Raw genomic sequence first — 15,552 nt, forward strand, 5'->3', positions numbered from 1 at the left:
CCGCAGGCGCGCCTGTACGTGGGCGTCTGCCGGCTTCTCATTCGTGGCTCTGAGCCGCAATGAGGTTTACATGTACGGTCAGTTGTTCAGAAGTACCGGTCTGGTCACCCTCGCCGTGGCCGCGCTGGTGGTCGCCGGGTGTTCGCGCGGGGAGTCCGTGGGGCAGACCGCTTCCGCCGAATCCTTCGCCGAACCGGTGTCCGTCACCAACTGCGATCGCACGGAGACGTTCGACGCCCCGCCGCAGCGCATCGTCAGCATGAACGATCACGTCACCGAGGTGCTGATCGAAATGGGGGCCGCTGATCGCATCGTCGGCACGGGGTACGGCGACGCGACCCCGCTGCCGGAGTTCGCGGAGGCCTTCGCGAAGATCCCGAAACTCGCGAAGGAATACCCGACCCGGGAACAGATCCTGGACCTCGACCCCGACCTGGTGGTCGGCGGCATGCGCAGCGCGTTCGACGAGAAGGAGGGGCGCTCGCGCGAATCCCTCGGCGAACAGGGCATTCCGACGTTCCTGTTCTCCGAGTACTGCGGGCAGGGTTTTCCCGACATCGGGCTGCTGCGCAGCGATTACACGCAGCTCGGTGAGATCCTCGGCGTCCCGGACGAGGCGCGCGCCGTCACCGACCGGGTGACGTCCGGGTTGCAGGCCGTGCGGGACGAGATCGCAGGCACCACCCCGGTTCCGACGTTCTTCTACGATTCCGGCGAGGACGTCCCTCTGACGATCGGCGGTGTGGGAGTCGGCCAGCTCATCGCGGACCACGCGGGTGCGGTCAACCTCTTCGCCGAGGGGCAGAAGCCGTATTCGAAGTCCACGTGGGAGATCATCGGTGAACGCGCCCCGGAGGCGATCGTCGTCCTCGACTACGGCACGACGAGTGCGCAGGCGAAGATCGACTTCCTGACGTCGCACCCGATCATGTCGACGACGCCCGCCGTGAAGGCCGGCCGTATCGTGGTGGTGCCGCTCGACGACTTCTTCGAGAGCCCGCGGCTGGTGCGGTCGGTGGAGACGATCGCGCGGGCGCTGCATCCGGACGCCGTCGGCGCCCGATGACGGTCACCGCCGAACGCGCGGCGCCACCTGCGTCGCCCACACACCCGGCCCGGACCCGCGTCGGTTTCACGGGCCTGATGACGCTGCTCGCCCTGGCGACGCTGTGCGTCGTCGCGCTCGCGGTGTCGTTCGGTTCCGTCCGCATCCCCGTCGGCGACGTCTGGGCGATCGTCGCGCACCGGGTGGCCCCGGGGGCGTTCGAGCCCTGGTGGTCGCAGGCCCGGGAATCGATCGTGCTCGACTCCCGGCTGCCGCGGGCGCTCACCGCGGCGGCAGTCGGTGCCGCGCTCGCCCTCGCGGGCGCTGTGGCGCAGGCGGTGACCCGCAATCCGCTGGCCGATCCCTACCTGCTCGGCGTGTCCTCGGGGGCGGGTTTCGGCGTGGTGGTGGTGACGGTGCTCGGGCTCGGGGTGGGCGCGCTCGGCGTGTTCACCGTCCCCGTCGCGGCGTTCCTGGGCGCGATGGTGCCGCTGTTCCTGTCGCTGGCGATCGGCGGCCGCTATCCGCAGCCGACGGCCGTCATCCTCGTGGGTGTCGCGTCGGCGCAGGTGTTCTCCGCTCTCATCACGTTCTCGATACTGGTCGTCGCCGACGAGCACCAACTGAGTTCGGTGATGCACTGGCTGGCGGGCGGTTTCGGCGACTCACGCTGGTCGACGGCGATCGTCCCGGCCGTCGCACTCGCGACGGTCGGGGCGGCGATGATGCTGAGTGCGAGCCGTATCGACCTGCTGCAGGCGGGAGACGACGGCGCCGCCGCCCTGGGGATGAACGTGCGGCGCTTCCGCGTCGTGCAGTTGCTCGGGGTGTCGATGCTGGCCGGAGCGGCCGTGTCCGTCGCGGGCGGCATCGGCTTCATCGGCCTGCTCGTGCCGCATCTGGCCGGGTACGTCGTGGGGGCCCGCGCGGTCAGGCTGCTGCCGGTCGCCGCGTTCCTCGGCGCGATCGCGATGGTCGCGGCGGACACGGCCGCGCGGTCGGTCGCGCGGAGCATCGAGGTCCCCGTCGGCGTCGTCACCGCCCTCGTGGGAGCACCGATCTTCGTGTGGATGCTGTACCGGCAGTACGGGAGGGCAGAGCGGTGACCGCGCTGAGTCTGCACCGGGTCCGCGCCGAACTCGGATCGCGGGAAGTGCTGCACGGCATCGACCTCGCCGTGCGTCCCGGTGAGGTGCTGGCGCTGGTCGGGCCCAACGGTTCCGGGAAGACCACGGCGCTGCGCTGCTGCTATCGAGCGCTCACCCCGACCGCGGGCGCCGTCGTCGTCGACGGAACGGACAGCGCCGACCTGGGCAGGCGAGAACTCGCCCGGACGATCGGCGCGAGCACCCAGGAACCGAGAGTGTCCGCGGGGCTGACCGTGCGCGAATCCGTGTCGCTCGGACGCGTCCCGCACCGGGGCTGGTTCGAACGGGCGAACGGGGTCGACAGCGAGATCGTGGAGACGTGCCTACGGCAGGTGGGGTTGGCCGAACTCGCCGGCCGCGACGTGCAGGCACTGTCCGGCGGGGAACGCCAGCGGGTGTCGATCGCCCGGGCTCTCGCGCAGCAACCGCGGGTCCTGCTGCTCGACGAACCCACCAACCACCTCGACCTGCGGCATCAGCTGACGGTGATGAACCTGCTGCGCGACCTCGCGCGCGACGGTCTCGCGATCGTCGTGACCATGCACGACCTCCGGCTGGCCGTGGAGTACTGCGACACACTGGCCGTGCTGCACGATGGACGGGTGATCAGCACCGGTCCGCCCGCCGACGTCCTGGACGACACCGTGCTGGGCGGGGTGTTCGGCATCCGCGCCGTCGTGCGGTCGAGTCCGCGGCTGACGATGGAGATCCTGGGGCTGGCCGATGGATGAGCAACTGCGGCGCGCGTACGAGCTGACCGCCCGCCGCGTCCCGATGATCGCCGACCAGATCGCACACCCCGGCGCCGCCTCGTTCCCGGCCGTGCGGCTGACCGATCCCGGCTGGCTCGCGGACCGGGTCGCGGACACGGCGGCGCGGTGGGGCAGCGACGATCCCCGGGTCAACGGCACCCTGTGGTGGTACTCGGCCAGCTCGACGCTGACCGGGATCCCGATCGCGACCGCGCTCGTCACGGGTGTCGCCGCCCACCCGGGGCTCGGCGACGCCGTGGCGTTCCTCCGCGACGACGGGTACCTCGGGGGCATCACCGCGTCGTCGGGGCTGCCGGTCACCGAGGGGCTGTTCGAACTCGCGGCCGAGATGGCCGCGGCGCTGACGCCGATCGTCGAGGCGCTCGCCGCGGTGTCCGGGGTGCGGCACGCCGCGATGTGGGCGATCACCACGGATTCGATCGCCAACCGGGCCCTCGACGCGGGAACGGCGTGCGGCGACCGCGCCCGCGGCAGCATCTTCGCCCGGGGTCTGGTGGACGCACTCCGCCGGGCCGGTGCCGTGCTGCCGGACCCGCGGTTCGTCGACGTCCGGGCCGGGGCGCTGTCGCGCCGGTTCACGCAACGGGCGTCGTGCTGCCTGATCTACGAGACCCCCGGCTCGGGCAAGTGCGTGAGCTGCCCTCGAAGGCCTGCCCAGGACCGTCTGAGAGGTCTGGCCGCGCTCGTGACGTGACCTGCGTTGACCGGCCCGTGCGGGTGATGGCACACTGACAATGTTCGAACTCCCGTTCGAATGATGCGCCTTCCCCCGCGGCATCTTCCGTGATCTCGGCACGCACGTGCGCGGGTAGAAGAGGTGTGATCAGATGGGTTGGGGAAACGGTCCGCCGACGTGGTCCGAGATGGAACGCGTCCTGTCGGGCAGGCCGGGGCGGGTCGACCCGGAGTCGATGTATCCGGGCGACGGCGGCGACAGTCCCGCGTGGTCGCGTAAACGGGGGGAGTACCGGGCGGGCCGTCAGGAACGTCCCGGTTCCACCGTGCCGTACGCCGAACTGCACGCGCACTCGGCGTTCAGTTTCCTCGACGGCGCCTCCCCGCCGGAAGAGCTGGTGGAGGAGGCCGTCCGGCTCGGTCTCGAGGCCATCGCGCTCACCGACCACGACGGGTTCTACGGCGTGGTCCGCTTCGCAGAGGCGGCGAAGGAACTGAACATGCGCACCGTGTTCGGGTCCGAACTGACGTTGGACGACGCGCACCTGCTGGTGCTGGCGAGAGGCCAGGAGGGGTACCGGCGGCTCTCCCGGGAGATCGCGGCGGCGCATCTCGCGGGAGGGGAGAAGGGCAGACTGCGCTACGACCTCGACGGCCTCGCCGATGCCGCCGGCGGGCACTGGCAGATCCTGACCGGCTGCCGGAAGGGGCATGTGCGTCAGGCGCTGGCGTCAGGCGGCCCGGACGCCGCGGCCGTCCGGCTCCGGGACCTGATCGATCGATTCGGGGCCGAGCGGGTCACGGTGGAACTCACCCATCACGGCGTCGCGGAGGACGCCGAGCGCAACGCCTGCCTCGCCGAACTCGCACAGCGGCACGGACTTCGGGTGATCGCGTCCACGGCGGCGCACTTCGCGGGACCACCCCGCCGGCGACTGGCCATGGCGATGGCCGCCGTCCGGGCCCGGCAGAGTCTCGACGACGCGGCCGGGCACCTGGCGCCCGCCGGGGGAGCGCACCTGCGGTCCGGCGAGGAGATGGCGCACCTCTTCGCCGCGCACCCGGAGGCCGTCCGCGGTGCCGCGGAACTCGGCCTGGAGTGTGCGTTCGACCTGCGGCTCATCGCGCCGCAACTGCCCCCGTTCGACGTTCCCGACGGACACACCGAGGCCAGCTGGCTGCGCAGGCTCACGATGGACGGGGCCCGTCGCCGTTACGGCGCGCCTGCGGACCGGCCGGAGGCCTACCGGCAGATCGAGCACGAACTGGACATCATCACCGGACTGAACTTCCCGGGCTACTTCCTGGTGGTCCACGACATCGTGTCGTTCTGCAAGAACAACGACATCCTCTGTCAGGGAAGGGGTTCGGCGGCCAACTCCGCCGTCTGCTACGCCATCGGCATCACCAACGTGGATCCCGTCCGCAACAAATTGCTGTTCGAACGTTTCCTCTCACCCGAACGCGACGGCCCCCCCGACATCGACGTCGACATCGAATCCGACCGCCGGGAGGAGGCCATCCAGCACGTCTACACCAAGTACGGACGCCGGTACGCGGCGCAGGTGGCGAACGTCATCACGTACCGCGGAAAGTCCTCGGTCCGGGACATGGCCCGGGCGCTGGGTTTCTCGCAGGGGCAGCAGGACGCCTGGAGCAAGCAGGTCAGCCGCTGGGGTGGGATCGGGAAGGAGGCCGGCACCGACATCCCGCCCGCCGTCCTCGAACTGGCCGCTCAGATCGAGGGGTTTCCGCGGCACCTCGGCATCCACTCGGGTGGCATGGTGATCTGCGACCGGCCGATCGCCGACGTGTGCCCGGTGGAGTGGGCGCGTATGGCGAACCGCAGTGTTCTGCAGTGGGACAAGGACGATTGCGCCGCGGTGGGTCTGGTGAAATTCGACATGCTGGGTCTCGGCATGCTCTCCGCGCTGCACTACATGATCGACCTTGTGGCCGAGCACAAGGGGATCGAGGTGGATCTGGCGCAGCTGGACCTCTCCGAGGAGGCCGTCTACGAGATGCTGCAGCGGGCGGACTCGGTGGGGGTGTTCCAGGTGGAGTCGCGGGCCCAGATGGCCACCCTGCCGAGGCTGAAACCGCGGAACTTCTACGACCTGGTGGTGGAGGTGGCGCTCATCCGCCCCGGCCCGATCCAGGGCGGATCGGTGCACCCGTACATCCGCCGCCGCAACAAGCTCGAACCGGTGACCTACGACCACCCGTCCCTGGAGAAGGCGCTGAAGCGGACGCTGGGTGTGCCGCTGTTCCAGGAACAGCTGATGCAGATGGCGGTCGACGTGGCGGGGTTCAGCCCGGCCGAGGCCGACCAGCTCCGCCGGGCCATGGGGTCCAAACGGTCGCCCGAGAAGATGGAAAGGCTGAGGGGGCGGCTCTACCAGGGCATGCGGGACCTACACGGGATCGGTGAGGACGTCGCCGACCGGATCTACGAGAAGCTGTACGCCTTCGCGAATTTCGGTTTCCCCGAAAGTCATTCGCAGAGTTTCGCGGCCCTGGTGTTCTATTCGTCGTGGTTCAAGCTGCATCACCCGGCGGCGTTCTGCGCCGGTCTGCTGCGGGCGCAGCCGATGGGGTTCTACTCGCCGCAGTCGCTGGTGGCCGACGCCCGCAGGCACGGGGTGCGGGTGCACGGCGCCGACGTCAATGCGAGCCTCGCGCACGCCACCGTCGAGGCGGGCGGGACGGAGGTGCGGCTCGGGCTCGGGGAGGTGCGGCACGTCGGGACCACGCTGGCCGAGCGGATCGTCGAATCCCGCGGCGACGGCGGACCGTACACATCCTTCCTCGACCTCACCGGCCGGGTGGAACTGAGCACGGCACAGGCCGAATCGCTGGCCACCGCAGGTGCTCTCGACAGTTTCGGGTTGTCCCGGCGGGAGGCGCTGTGGGCGGCGGGCGCCGCGGCGGGCGAGCGCCGCGACCGGCTGCCGGGGATCGGGGCGTCCACCCGCGCGCCGGCCCTGCCGGGGATGAGCGACCTCGAACTGGCCGCGGCGGACGTGTGGGCCACCGGGGTGTCACCGGAGTCGTATCCCACCGAGTTCCTGCGCCCGCAACTCGATGCGCTCGGGGTGATCCCGGCGTCGCACCTGCTCGACGTTCCCGACGGCGACCGGGTTCTGGTGGGCGGGGCGGTGACGCACCGGCAGCGCCCGGCGACGGCGGCCGGGGTCACGTTCATCAACCTCGAGGACGAGACCGGGATGGTCAACGTCGTCTGTTCGGTGGGGTTGTGGGCGAGGTACCGCACACTCGCCAACACGGCACCCGCACTGCTGGTCCGCGGCACGGTGCAGAACGCCGAAGGCGCGGTGACGGTGGTGGCGGATCGGTTGCAGCTGATGGATTTGCGGGTGTCCGCCAAATCCAGGGACTTCCGATGAGTCCCGCACCGCTAGCATCTGGTCATGAGGAGATACGTGTTGTCGGCGATCGTCGTGGCTACGCTGGCGCTCGCTGGGTGTGGGGGTTCGAACAGCGGCTCCTCCCAGTCGTCGCCCGCCCCCTCGCCTGGGGACTCCAGCAGCATGGAAATCGGTGGCGCGGTGCAGCAACCCGCGAAGGACCAGGCCCCCACCGACCGCCAGGAGATTATCACCGGTCAGGTCGCGCTCACCGCGGGCGACCCGGTGGCCGTCGGCAGGCAGATCGTGGACAAGGTCGACGATCTCGGCGGGCGCGTCGACCAGCTCACCGAACAGCCGGGGTCCGACGACCAGGACGCGAGCAGTTCGCTGACCATCCGGGTGCCCGCCGACTCGCTCACCCGGACGTTGGACGATCTGCGGGAACTGGGCAAGGTCACCAGCGTCAGCATCACGAAGAGCGACGTGACGATGCAGTCGCAGGATCTCGACGCCCGGATCGGCGCGTTGACGGCGTCCGTCACCCGCCTGCAGGGGCTCATCACGTCGGCCGCGAACACCGCGGATCTCATCGAGGCCGAGAGGGCGTTGTCGGAGCGTCAGGGCGAACTCGACAGCCTCACCGCGCAGAAACGGTCACTGAGCGACCAGGTGGCACTGGCCACGATCATGATCGACGTCACCACCACCGACACCGAACGGCCGAGTACCGGTCCGGACAACTTCTGGGAAGGCGTCGTCGCGGGCTGGAACGCCCTGCTGTCGGCGATCGCGGCCGGCGCCGTGGTCGTGGGCGCGTTGATTCCCTGGTTCGGTTTCGTGGCCGTCATCGCACTGGTCGTGTACGGCGCGTACCGTCTGCGCCGGATGTCCAACAGGCCGCCCGGACCCCCGTCGGGCCCGGCGCCGGAACGAGAAGAGGCGAAGACGCAATGATCGAAGTCGACCTGAATGCCCTGGACGGCGCATTGGCGTCGGGTGCCCCCGTCATCGACGTGCGCGAGGCCGACGAGTACGCCCAGGCCCGGGTTCCCGGGGTGACGCTGATTCCGCTCAGCGAGTTCGTCGCGCGTGTGGACGAGATCCCGGAGGCCGACGTCGTCTACGTGATCTGCGCGGTCGGCGGCCGGAGCCTGCAGGCGGCGGAGTACCTGAATGCGCGGGGGATCAACGCCGTGTCGGTGGCGGGCGGGACGTCCGCGTGGATGCAGTCCGGCCGCCCCGTCGAGTCGGGCGCCTGACACCCGGGTCACGATTCGTGGTCAGCGCGCCGCGCTGAAGGCGTGGGCTGCGGAATTGTCCCGGGCGCCGCGCTCACCGAGTCGCCCGGCGGCGTGCCGCAGTGTGTGGACCGCGACGGTGCCCCAGATGACGACCAGCGCGCACCACAGCGTCACGCCTGCGCCGACGATCACGACGGAATCCGTCGCCAGGCCGAGGGAGTTCGCGCCCAGCGCGCAGGTGCCGACGGGGAACGTGAAACTCCACCAGCTGGGGGTGAACGTCAACCCGCGGCGAAAGGCCCTGGCGGTCACGGTGACCACGGTCGCGAGGGCGAGGACGCCGAGCGCGCCGACCGTGGTCCCGTAGACGACACCGACCGCGTGGAGCCAGGCGTGGCCGGACGCCGCGCCGAGCAGATTGATCGCCGCCACCGACTGCCCGATCACGCCGAGCGGAATCCAGAGCGTCGGCACGAGCGGGGTGGCGGGGAGCCCGTTGCTCAGCAGGTGGCGGCCGACGACGACGGCGACGGTCACCGCGGCGCTCAGCGCCAGCGCGAACAGCGAGTAGCAGACCGCCAGCATCGCGATCTGTGGTGCGCCCTCGGGAAGGTGTTTGACCAGTGCGGCTCCGGAGGCGGCCGACACCATGGGCGGCACGACGGGCATGAGCCAGGACGGCACGGGTGTCACCTGGTGGGGCCGGGTCAGCCTGCGGGCCATGACGGCGTAGGTGACGAGTCCGATACCGGTCCCGATCGTCCACAGCGTGGCCGAGGCGGGCACGGCGACGTCGCCGAGAAGTGCGTGACCGGCGGATCCGGTGCCGGCGCCGACGGTCAGCACCGCCATCGACACGGCGCCGTAGAACGGGAACATCGTGTGGCTGCGCGCGTCGGCGAGGGCGTCGTCGCGGCGGCGGATCCAGTGCCGCACCAGTGCGGTCGTCAGCAGCACGAGCAGCGTCACGGCGATCATCCAGAAGACCTCGGAGGCCGTCCGGACCACCGGAACGCCGGCCGGAAATGCGGCGGCGACGACTGCGAGGATGCCGGTGCCCATCACTGCTGCGAACCAATTCGGGGTCATACCCAGAGCTTGCCGTCGCGTCGTCGTGGCCGGTAGAAGGCTTGTCGTTGAATGCCCACAAATCACGTTTGTGGGACTAGCCTTGGGTTGTGCCGCTGTCGCCCCGAGTACCCGAACTCAGTGCCCTCGACGTCCTGTTGTCCGTCGAGCGGCTCGGAAGCATGGGTGCGGCGGGGCGCGAGCACGGGCTCAGCCAGCAGGCCGTCAGCGCCCGGGTGCGGTCGGCCGAGCGCCAGTTCGGCATCAAGGTGTTCAGCCGCGGCGCCAGCGGGGTGCGGCCCACGTCGGAGGGCGCGCTGATCCTCGAATGGGCGAGTCACATCCTCGCCACGGCCGAGGAACTGGCGTCGGGGGTTTCAGCGCTGCGAGGGGAACGGCAGGCCGGCCTGACCGTGGCGGCCAGCATGACGATCGCCGAGTACCTGGTTCCCGGGTGGACCGTCGCGATGCGGCGCAAGTACCCGAACGTGGTCACGAACGTGCGGCTGCTCAACTCGTCGGAGGTGACCGCCCGGGTGCTGTCCGGCGAGGCCGATCTCGGGTTCGTCGAGGGCCCGGACATTCCGGCGGGACTGCAGGTGCGGGAGATCGGCCGCGACCACCTGGTGGTCGTGGTGCCGCCGGAGCACGAATGGGTGCGCCGGTCACCGATTCCGGTGTCCGAACTCGCCGCGACGCCGATGATCCAGCGGGAATCCGGTTCCGGAACGCGCACCACCCTGGAGAACGCGGTCCCGCAGTGCGTCCCGCCGCTGCTGGAGCTGACGTCGTGCACGGCGGTGAAGGCGGCCGTCGTGGCGGGCAACGCTCCGGCGGTGCTGTCCTCGCTGGCGGTCGCCGCCGACCTGACCGACGGCCGGCTGGCCTCCGTCCAGGTGGAGGGGCTGACGCTGCCGCGGCGGCTGTCCGCCGTCTGGGACCCGGTGCGCGGGGTGCAGGGTGCGGCCCGCGACTTCCTGGACATCGCCCTCGGTGCGGGCGCCGCCGCGGGCGTCGGGGCCCTGACTGCCGGAGCTACAGCGCAGCCCCGCTGAAACCGTGCTGGCGCCACGCCTCGTACGTCACGAGGGCTGCGGCGTTGGACAGGTTCAGCGACCGCCGGCCGGGCAGCATCGGGATGCGGACCCGTTCCGTCACGTGTGGATCGGCCAGCACCTCCGCCGACAGTCCGGTGGGTTCGGGACCGAACAGCAGAACGTCGCCGGGCCGGTAGGCGATGTCGGCGTAGGACACGGTGGCGTGCGCGGTGAACGCGAACACCCGCGCCGGTTCCACCGCGGCCCAGGCCGCCTCCAGGTTTTCGTGCACGGTCACCGATGCCAGGTCGTGGTAGTCGAGCCCGGCTCGTTTGAGTTTCGGCTCGGACAGGTCGAACCCGAGTGGTCCCACGAGGTGCAGTTCGCAACCGGTGCCCGCCACCATGCGGATGGCGTTGCCGGTGTTGGGTGGGATTCGGGGTTCGTGGAACATCACTCGGAACACCCGCACAGCTTAGGGCCACACCGCGAGGCGGCATGATGGACGCATGGATCCGGTCGAAGAGGTGGTGGGTGAGGACTACGGCGACGCACGACTCCCCGCGCAGAACTGGCAGCGGCGGCACTACACGAAATGCAACTTCCGTGACGCCGACCTGAGTGAACTCCGCACCGAGTCGGTGATCTTCACCGACTGCGATTTCACGGGAGCCGACCTCGCCGAGTCCCGTCACGTGGGGACGGCGTTCCGCTCCTGCACGTTCACCCGTACCACGCTGTGGCACAGCGAGTTCCGCAACTGCAGCTTCCTCGGGTCGGAGTTCGACCACTGCCGGCTGCGCCCGATGGTCTTCGACGAATGCGACTTCACGCTCGTGTCGCTGGGCGGTGCGGACCTGCGCGGACTCGATTTCACGGACTGCCGGTTCCGGGAGGCCAACCTCGTCCGCACGGACCTCCGCCGGGCCGTGCTCCGCTCGGCCGACCTGTCCGGAGCCCGCACCGGCGGCGTGATACTCGACGGCGCGGACCTGCGCGGGGCGCGCGTCGACGCGAATCTGTGGACGGCGGCCTCACTGGACAAGGCGCAGATCGAACTCACCCAGGCCGTCGCGTACGCGACGGCCAACGGGCTCGTGGTGGAACCTGCCTGACCCTGGTTCGGCGAACCTGCCTGACACTGCTTGGGCGAACCTGAGAGAATGGGGCACGTGACTGCAACGATCCTCGATGGCAAGGCGACCCGCGACGAGATTTTCGAAGACCTGAAGGTGCGGGTGAGCGCCCTGAAGGACAAGGGCATCACGCCCGGTCTCGGCACCGTCCTGGTGGGGGACGACCCGGGGTCGGCCGCTTACGTGCGCGGCAAGCACAACGACTGCGCGAAGGTCGGGATCACCTCGATCCGCCGCGACCTGCCTGCCGACATCACGCAGGAGAAGCTCGACGCCACCATCGACGAGCTCAACGCCAACCCGGACTGCACCGGGTACATCGTGCAGCTCCCGGTGCCGAAGCAGCTCGACGAGAACGCCGCCCTCGAGCGCATCGACCCCGACAAGGACGCCGACGGCCTGCACCCGGTCAACCTCGGCCGCCTGGTGCTGGGCAAGGAAGCTCCGCTGCCGTGCACGCCGCGCGGGATCCTCCACCTGCTGCGCCGCTACGAGGTCCCGATCGAGGGGGCGCACGTCGTCGTCGTCGGTCGCGGTGTCACCGTGGGCCGCCCGATCGGTCTGCTGTTCACCCGGCGCAGCGAGAACGCCACCGTCACCCTCTGCCACACTCGGACGCGGGACCTGGGAGCGGAGGTCCGGCGCGCCGACATCGTCATCGCAGCGGCGGGTGTTCCCGGGCTGGTGACGGCCGACATGGTCAAGCCCGGTGCCGCGGTACTCGACGTGGGCGTGAGCCGCACCGCGGACGGGCTGCGCGGCGACGTGGCGGCGGACGTCGCCGAGGTCGCCGGTTTCCTGTCCCCGAACCCCGGCGGGGTCGGACCGCTGACCCGCGCGTTCCTGCTGACCAACGTCGTGGAGCGGGCCGAGCGTGTCGCAGCGTCTCTCGGCTGAGATGGCCGACTGGGGGCAGTTCGCGAAGAAGAACCTGCCGATGCTGGCAGTCCTCGTCGTCATCGTCGTGGCCGTGGTGTTCGTGCTCGCGGACCGGTGGCGGCGAGGAGCGTTCGTGTTCGGTGTCGCCACCCTGCTGGCGGCGGTGCTCCGGTTGACGATGCCGTCGGAGCGCGTCGGACTGCTCGCGGTGCGCAGCAAGGCATTCGACGTCGGCGCACTCGTGGCCGTCGGCGGCGCGATCGTGTGGCTGGCCGTGTCGATCGACCCGCTCGGAACCGACTGACGGTCCGAGCGGGCGTCGCCCGGCGCGGGGTCAGCGCCCGGCGCGGGCCAGTTGCATCGTCTCGGACAGCAGTTTCGCGACGGCGGCAGCCTCCGTGAGGAACCCGTCGTGGCCGTCCCGCGAGTTGAGCACCCGCAGGCCGTCGCAGGTGGGGATGTCCTCGGCGAGATCCTCCTGCAGGCGGATCGGGTACAGCCGGTCGGAATCGACGCCGCCCACGATGACGGGTGCGGTGATCGTCCCGAGCGCCGCCGCGATGCCCCCGCGTCCGCGGCCCACGTCGTGCCGGTTCATCGCCTCGGACAGCAGCACGTACGTGCCCGGGTCGAACCTGCCGACCAGCTTGTCGGCCTGATGCTGGAGGTAACTTTCGACAGAGTACCGCCCGCCGCGCCACGGGTCCTCGCCGTCCTGCGGCGAGTTCGCGAACCGGGAGTCGAGTTCGCTCTCGGTGCGGTACGTGAGGTGCGCGATCCTGCGGGCGATGCGCAGTCCGGTCCGGGGGATCCGGCCGGTGTCGTGGTAGTCGCCGCCCAGCCAGTCGGGGTCGCTGGTGATGGCCTCGATCTGGGTGGTCTGCGTGCCGATCTGGTCCGCGGTGGCGCGGGCGCCGACCGCGAGAACGAGCGCCGACGCCACCTGGTCCGGGTACGTGACGGCCCACTCGAGCGCGCGCATGCCGCCCATCGAACCACCGACCACGGACGCCAGCTTCTCGATGCCCAGCAGGTCGGTGAACTTCTTCTCGGCCGCGATCTGGTCGCGGATGGAGATTTCCGGGAAGCGGCTGCCCCACGGGCGGCCGTCCTCCGCGATCGAACCGGGGCCGGTGGTGCCCCGGCAGCCACCGAGGACGTTGGTCGCGACGACGCACCACTCGTCGGTGTCGATCGGCGCACCCGGGCCGACCATTCCGGTCCACCAGCCGGGGGAGGGGTGCTCGTCGGTGACGGGGCCGGTGACGTGGGAGTCGCCGGTGAGGGCGTGCTCGACGAGGACCACGTTGTCGCGGTTCGGGGACAGCTCGCCCCACCGCTGCACGGCGAGAGTCACGGACGGGATCACCGCGCCGTTCTCGAGCTCGAGCGATCCGATGTCGACGGTGCCGAGACGTCCGTCGGCCACGGGGAGGTTCTGCACTGCGCTCACGGTCAAGATGCCGCCGCCGTAATTCCGGATTCGATATCGGCGATGATGTCGTCGATCCCTTCGATGCCGACTGCCAGCCGGACCAGTCCGGGGGTGACGCCGCTGGCGGCCTGCTCCTCCGGGGTCAGCTGGGAGTGTGTGGTGGACGCCGGGTGGATCACCAGCGAGCGGACGTCGCCGATGTTCGCGACGTGGCTGTGCAGGGTGAGGGCGTTGACGAACTTCTTGCCCGCGTCGATGCCGCCGGCGAGTTCGAACGTCACGATGGCACCCGCACCCCTCGGCGCGATCTGCTTGGCTCGGTCGTACCACGGTGACGACGGGAGTCCGGCGTATCCGACGGACACGATCTCCGGCCGCGCCTCCAGGTACTGCGCCACGGCGGTCGCGTTGGACACGTGCCGCTCCATCCGCAGGCTCAGCGTCTCGAGGCCCTGCGCGATGAGGAACGCGTTGAACGGGGAGATCGCGGAACCGAGGTCGCGCAGCAACTGCACGCGCGCCTTGAGGGCGTAGGCGGGCGGCCCGAGTTCGGAGTAGACGACGCCGTGGTAGCTCGGGTCCGGGGTGGTGAAGCTGCTGTGCCTGCCCTGGGTCCAGTCGAACGTGCCGCCGTCGACGATGACGCCCGCGATGGCCGTGCCGTGGCCGCCGAGGTACTTGGTGGCCGAGTGCACCACGATGTCCGCGCCGTGCTCGAGCGGGCGGATCAGGTAGGGGGTGGCCACGGTGTTGTCGACGATCAGCGGGATTCCGTGCTGGTGTGCGACGCCGGAGATTCCGGGCAGGTCGAGCACGTCGTTGCGGGGATTGGAGATGGTCTCGCCGTAGAACGCCCGCGTGTTCTCCCGGACGGCGTTCTTCCACTGCTCGAGGTCGTCGGGGTCTTCGACGAACGAGACCTCGATGCCGAGCTTGGGCAGCGTGTAGTGGAAGAGGTTGTACGTGCCGCCGTAGAGGCGCGGGCTGGAGACGATGTGGTCGCCTGCCTCGGCGAGGTTCAGGATCGCGAACGTCTCGGCGGCCTGCCCGGACGACAGCAGCAGGGCGGCGACGCCGCCTTCGAGGGCGGCGATGCGCTGTTCGACCGCGTCCTGGGTGGGGTTCATGATGCGGGTGTAGATGTTGCCGGGCTCGGCCAGACCGAACAGCGCGGCAGCATGGTCGGTGCTGTCGAACGTGTACGAGGTGGTCTGGTAGATCGGCAGCGCCCGCGCCTTGGTGGTCGCGTCGGACGTCTGCCCGGCGTGGATCTGCTTGGTCTCGAACGACCAGTTCTCGGTCATGTGCTGTCTACTCCAGTGGTCTGACGAGGCGCGGACGAGGAGTTCATTCGCTTCGCGCACAGGGCTTGTCTGGGGTCTATCTACGACAACAACAACACATCATGAACCTCCGATGTCGGACCCGCGCTTGTCACCCGACTGTGTGTATGAATCAGGGAACCAGGTCATCACCCGGGGCACCCCACCGCGGTGGAGGGTTGCCGGCCAGCTAGCCGGGGCTCGTTGCTGGCACTCATGACCTCTGTTGAATCTTAGCGGCTGCGGTAAAGCGACCGGAAACGGCACCGAACCGGGCCGCGAGCAGGGAAAAGTTACCCGCCGGTAGGTGTGGGATTTCACACCTGCATATTGCGCGACCCGCGTATAGCAGTACGCTTGTCTTGTTTAAGTACGGTCTCCCCGGCGGCCGCCGTGACCGTCTACGTTTGACAAGCGAACCG

15 protein-coding genes and 1 riboswitch are annotated in these 15,552 nt (G+C 69.9%); of the genes, 11 read left to right on the forward strand and 4 right to left on the reverse strand.

Annotation, left to right across the window (positions count from 1 at the left end):
- The first annotated feature begins 70 nt into the window (after positions 1–70).
- The 7 genes from ACFU5V_RS21645 (at position 71) to ACFU5V_RS21675 (ending at position 8,271) form a co-directional block, all read left to right on the forward strand.
- Positions 71–1,066, forward strand: coding sequence for an ABC transporter substrate-binding protein (locus tag ACFU5V_RS21645; RefSeq protein ID WP_378701740.1), 996 nt, complete (start codon positions 71–73; stop codon positions 1,064–1,066).
- Positions 1,063–2,151 (forward strand): FecCD family ABC transporter permease, encoded by a 1,089-nt coding sequence (locus ACFU5V_RS21650; protein ID WP_378701742.1) that lies wholly within the window; start codon positions 1,063–1,065, stop codon positions 2,149–2,151. Before ACFU5V_RS21645 ends, ACFU5V_RS21650 begins: the two co-directional genes overlap by 4 nt.
- Positions 2,148–2,924, forward strand: coding sequence for an ABC transporter ATP-binding protein (locus tag ACFU5V_RS21655; RefSeq protein ID WP_378701744.1), 777 nt, complete (start codon positions 2,148–2,150; stop codon positions 2,922–2,924). Before ACFU5V_RS21650 ends, ACFU5V_RS21655 begins: the two co-directional genes overlap by 4 nt.
- Positions 2,917–3,660, forward strand: a complete 744-nt coding sequence (locus ACFU5V_RS21660) for a (2Fe-2S)-binding protein (RefSeq protein ID WP_378701746.1) — start codon at positions 2,917–2,919, stop codon at positions 3,658–3,660. The genes ACFU5V_RS21655 and ACFU5V_RS21660 overlap by 8 nt, the downstream gene beginning before the upstream one ends.
- Positions 3,661–3,793: 133 nt before the next feature.
- A complete protein-coding gene (locus ACFU5V_RS21665) occupies positions 3,794–7,048 on the forward strand; it encodes an error-prone DNA polymerase (protein WP_378701748.1) in 3,255 nt (1,084 codons plus the stop codon).
- Positions 7,049–7,072: 24 nt separating this feature from the next.
- Positions 7,073–7,966, forward strand: a complete 894-nt coding sequence (locus ACFU5V_RS21670) for a DUF4349 domain-containing protein (RefSeq protein WP_378701750.1) — start codon at positions 7,073–7,075, stop codon at positions 7,964–7,966.
- Positions 7,963–8,271, forward strand: coding sequence for a rhodanese-like domain-containing protein (locus ACFU5V_RS21675; protein WP_072948971.1), 309 nt, complete (start codon positions 7,963–7,965; stop codon positions 8,269–8,271). Before ACFU5V_RS21670 ends, ACFU5V_RS21675 begins: the two co-directional genes overlap by 4 nt.
- Positions 8,272–8,292: 21 nt before the next feature.
- Here the strand turns inward: ACFU5V_RS21675 and ACFU5V_RS21680 are convergent, their stop codons facing one another.
- The gene (locus ACFU5V_RS21680) at positions 8,293–9,342 is read right to left on the reverse strand and encodes a TDT family transporter (RefSeq protein ID WP_378436944.1); all 1,050 of its coding nucleotides are present in this window, start codon (positions 9,340–9,342) and stop codon (positions 8,293–8,295) included.
- An 89-nt stretch (positions 9,343–9,431) separates the two neighbouring features.
- On the opposite strand from ACFU5V_RS21680, the gene ACFU5V_RS21685 reads away from it, so the two are divergent.
- Entirely contained in the window at positions 9,432–10,376 is a 945-nt protein-coding gene (locus ACFU5V_RS21685) for a LysR family transcriptional regulator (RefSeq protein WP_378436946.1), read from the forward strand.
- Here the strand turns inward: ACFU5V_RS21685 and ACFU5V_RS21690 are convergent.
- On the reverse strand, positions 10,357–10,824 hold the full coding sequence (locus ACFU5V_RS21690) for a tRNA (cytidine(34)-2'-O)-methyltransferase (protein ID WP_378436948.1): 468 nt from the start codon (positions 10,822–10,824) through the stop codon (positions 10,357–10,359). The genes ACFU5V_RS21685 and ACFU5V_RS21690 overlap by 20 nt on opposite strands.
- Before the next feature lie 43 nt (positions 10,825–10,867).
- Between ACFU5V_RS21690 and ACFU5V_RS21695 the strand changes: the two genes are divergently transcribed.
- Genes ACFU5V_RS21695 through ACFU5V_RS21705 form a run of 3 tightly spaced genes read left to right on the forward strand, consistent with a single transcriptional unit; the run spans position 10,868 to position 12,677 of the window.
- Positions 10,868–11,473, forward strand: a complete 606-nt coding sequence (locus ACFU5V_RS21695) for a pentapeptide repeat-containing protein (RefSeq protein ID WP_378436950.1) — start codon at positions 10,868–10,870, stop codon at positions 11,471–11,473.
- 57 nt (positions 11,474–11,530) lie between these two features.
- On the forward strand, positions 11,531–12,391 hold the full coding sequence (locus ACFU5V_RS21700) for a bifunctional methylenetetrahydrofolate dehydrogenase/methenyltetrahydrofolate cyclohydrolase (RefSeq protein ID WP_378701752.1): 861 nt from the start codon (positions 11,531–11,533) through the stop codon (positions 12,389–12,391).
- A gap of 1 nt (position 12,392) precedes the next feature.
- Positions 12,393–12,677, forward strand: a complete 285-nt coding sequence (locus ACFU5V_RS21705) for a DUF3017 domain-containing protein (protein ID WP_378701853.1) — start codon at positions 12,393–12,395, stop codon at positions 12,675–12,677.
- Positions 12,678–12,707: 30 nt separating this feature from the next.
- Here ACFU5V_RS21705 and ACFU5V_RS21710 read toward each other — a convergent pair whose 3' ends face one another.
- Positions 12,708–13,826, reverse strand: a complete 1,119-nt coding sequence (locus ACFU5V_RS21710) for a homoserine O-acetyltransferase (RefSeq protein WP_378701754.1) — start codon at positions 13,824–13,826, stop codon at positions 12,708–12,710.
- A 2-nt stretch (positions 13,827–13,828) separates the two neighbouring features.
- Positions 13,829–15,112 carry a bifunctional o-acetylhomoserine/o-acetylserine sulfhydrylase gene (locus ACFU5V_RS21715; RefSeq protein WP_378436955.1) on the reverse strand — a complete coding sequence of 428 codons (1,284 nt, stop codon included), beginning with the start codon at positions 15,110–15,112 and terminating at the stop codon, positions 13,829–13,831.
- 118 nt (positions 15,113–15,230) lie between these two features.
- A riboswitch (SAM riboswitch) is annotated at positions 15,231–15,352 on the reverse strand.
- Between the last annotated feature and the right edge of the window lie 200 nt (positions 15,353–15,552).

Origin of the sequence: Rhodococcus sp. NPDC057529 (genome assembly GCF_042802055.1) — a bacterium.
GTDB lineage: Bacteria > Actinomycetota > Actinomycetes > Mycobacteriales > Mycobacteriaceae > Rhodococcus_F.

Bases quoted from the DNA above. Each gene is read 5' to 3' on its own strand.
- ACFU5V_RS21645 (WP_378701740.1), top strand. From the start codon at position 71: ATGTACGGTCAGTTGTTCAGAAGTACCGGTCTGGTCACCCTCGCCGTG.
- ACFU5V_RS21650 (WP_378701742.1), top strand. From the start codon at position 1,063: ATGACGGTCACCGCCGAACGCGCGGCGCCACCTGCGTCGCCCACACAC.
- ACFU5V_RS21660 (WP_378701746.1), top strand. From the start codon at position 2,917: ATGGATGAGCAACTGCGGCGCGCGTACGAGCTGACCGCCCGCCGCGTC.
- ACFU5V_RS21665 (WP_378701748.1), top strand. From the start codon at position 3,794: ATGGGTTGGGGAAACGGTCCGCCGACGTGGTCCGAGATGGAACGCGTC.
- ACFU5V_RS21670 (WP_378701750.1), top strand. From the start codon at position 7,073: ATGAGGAGATACGTGTTGTCGGCGATCGTCGTGGCTACGCTGGCGCTC.
- ACFU5V_RS21675 (WP_072948971.1), top strand. From the start codon at position 7,963: ATGATCGAAGTCGACCTGAATGCCCTGGACGGCGCATTGGCGTCGGGT.
- ACFU5V_RS21680 (WP_378436944.1), bottom strand. From the start codon at position 9,342: ATGACCCCGAATTGGTTCGCAGCAGTGATGGGCACCGGCATCCTCGCA.
- ACFU5V_RS21695 (WP_378436950.1), top strand. From the start codon at position 10,868: ATGGATCCGGTCGAAGAGGTGGTGGGTGAGGACTACGGCGACGCACGA.
- ACFU5V_RS21705 (WP_378701853.1), top strand. From the start codon at position 12,393: ATGGCCGACTGGGGGCAGTTCGCGAAGAAGAACCTGCCGATGCTGGCA.
- ACFU5V_RS21715 (WP_378436955.1), bottom strand. From the start codon at position 15,112: ATGACCGAGAACTGGTCGTTCGAGACCAAGCAGATCCACGCCGGGCAG.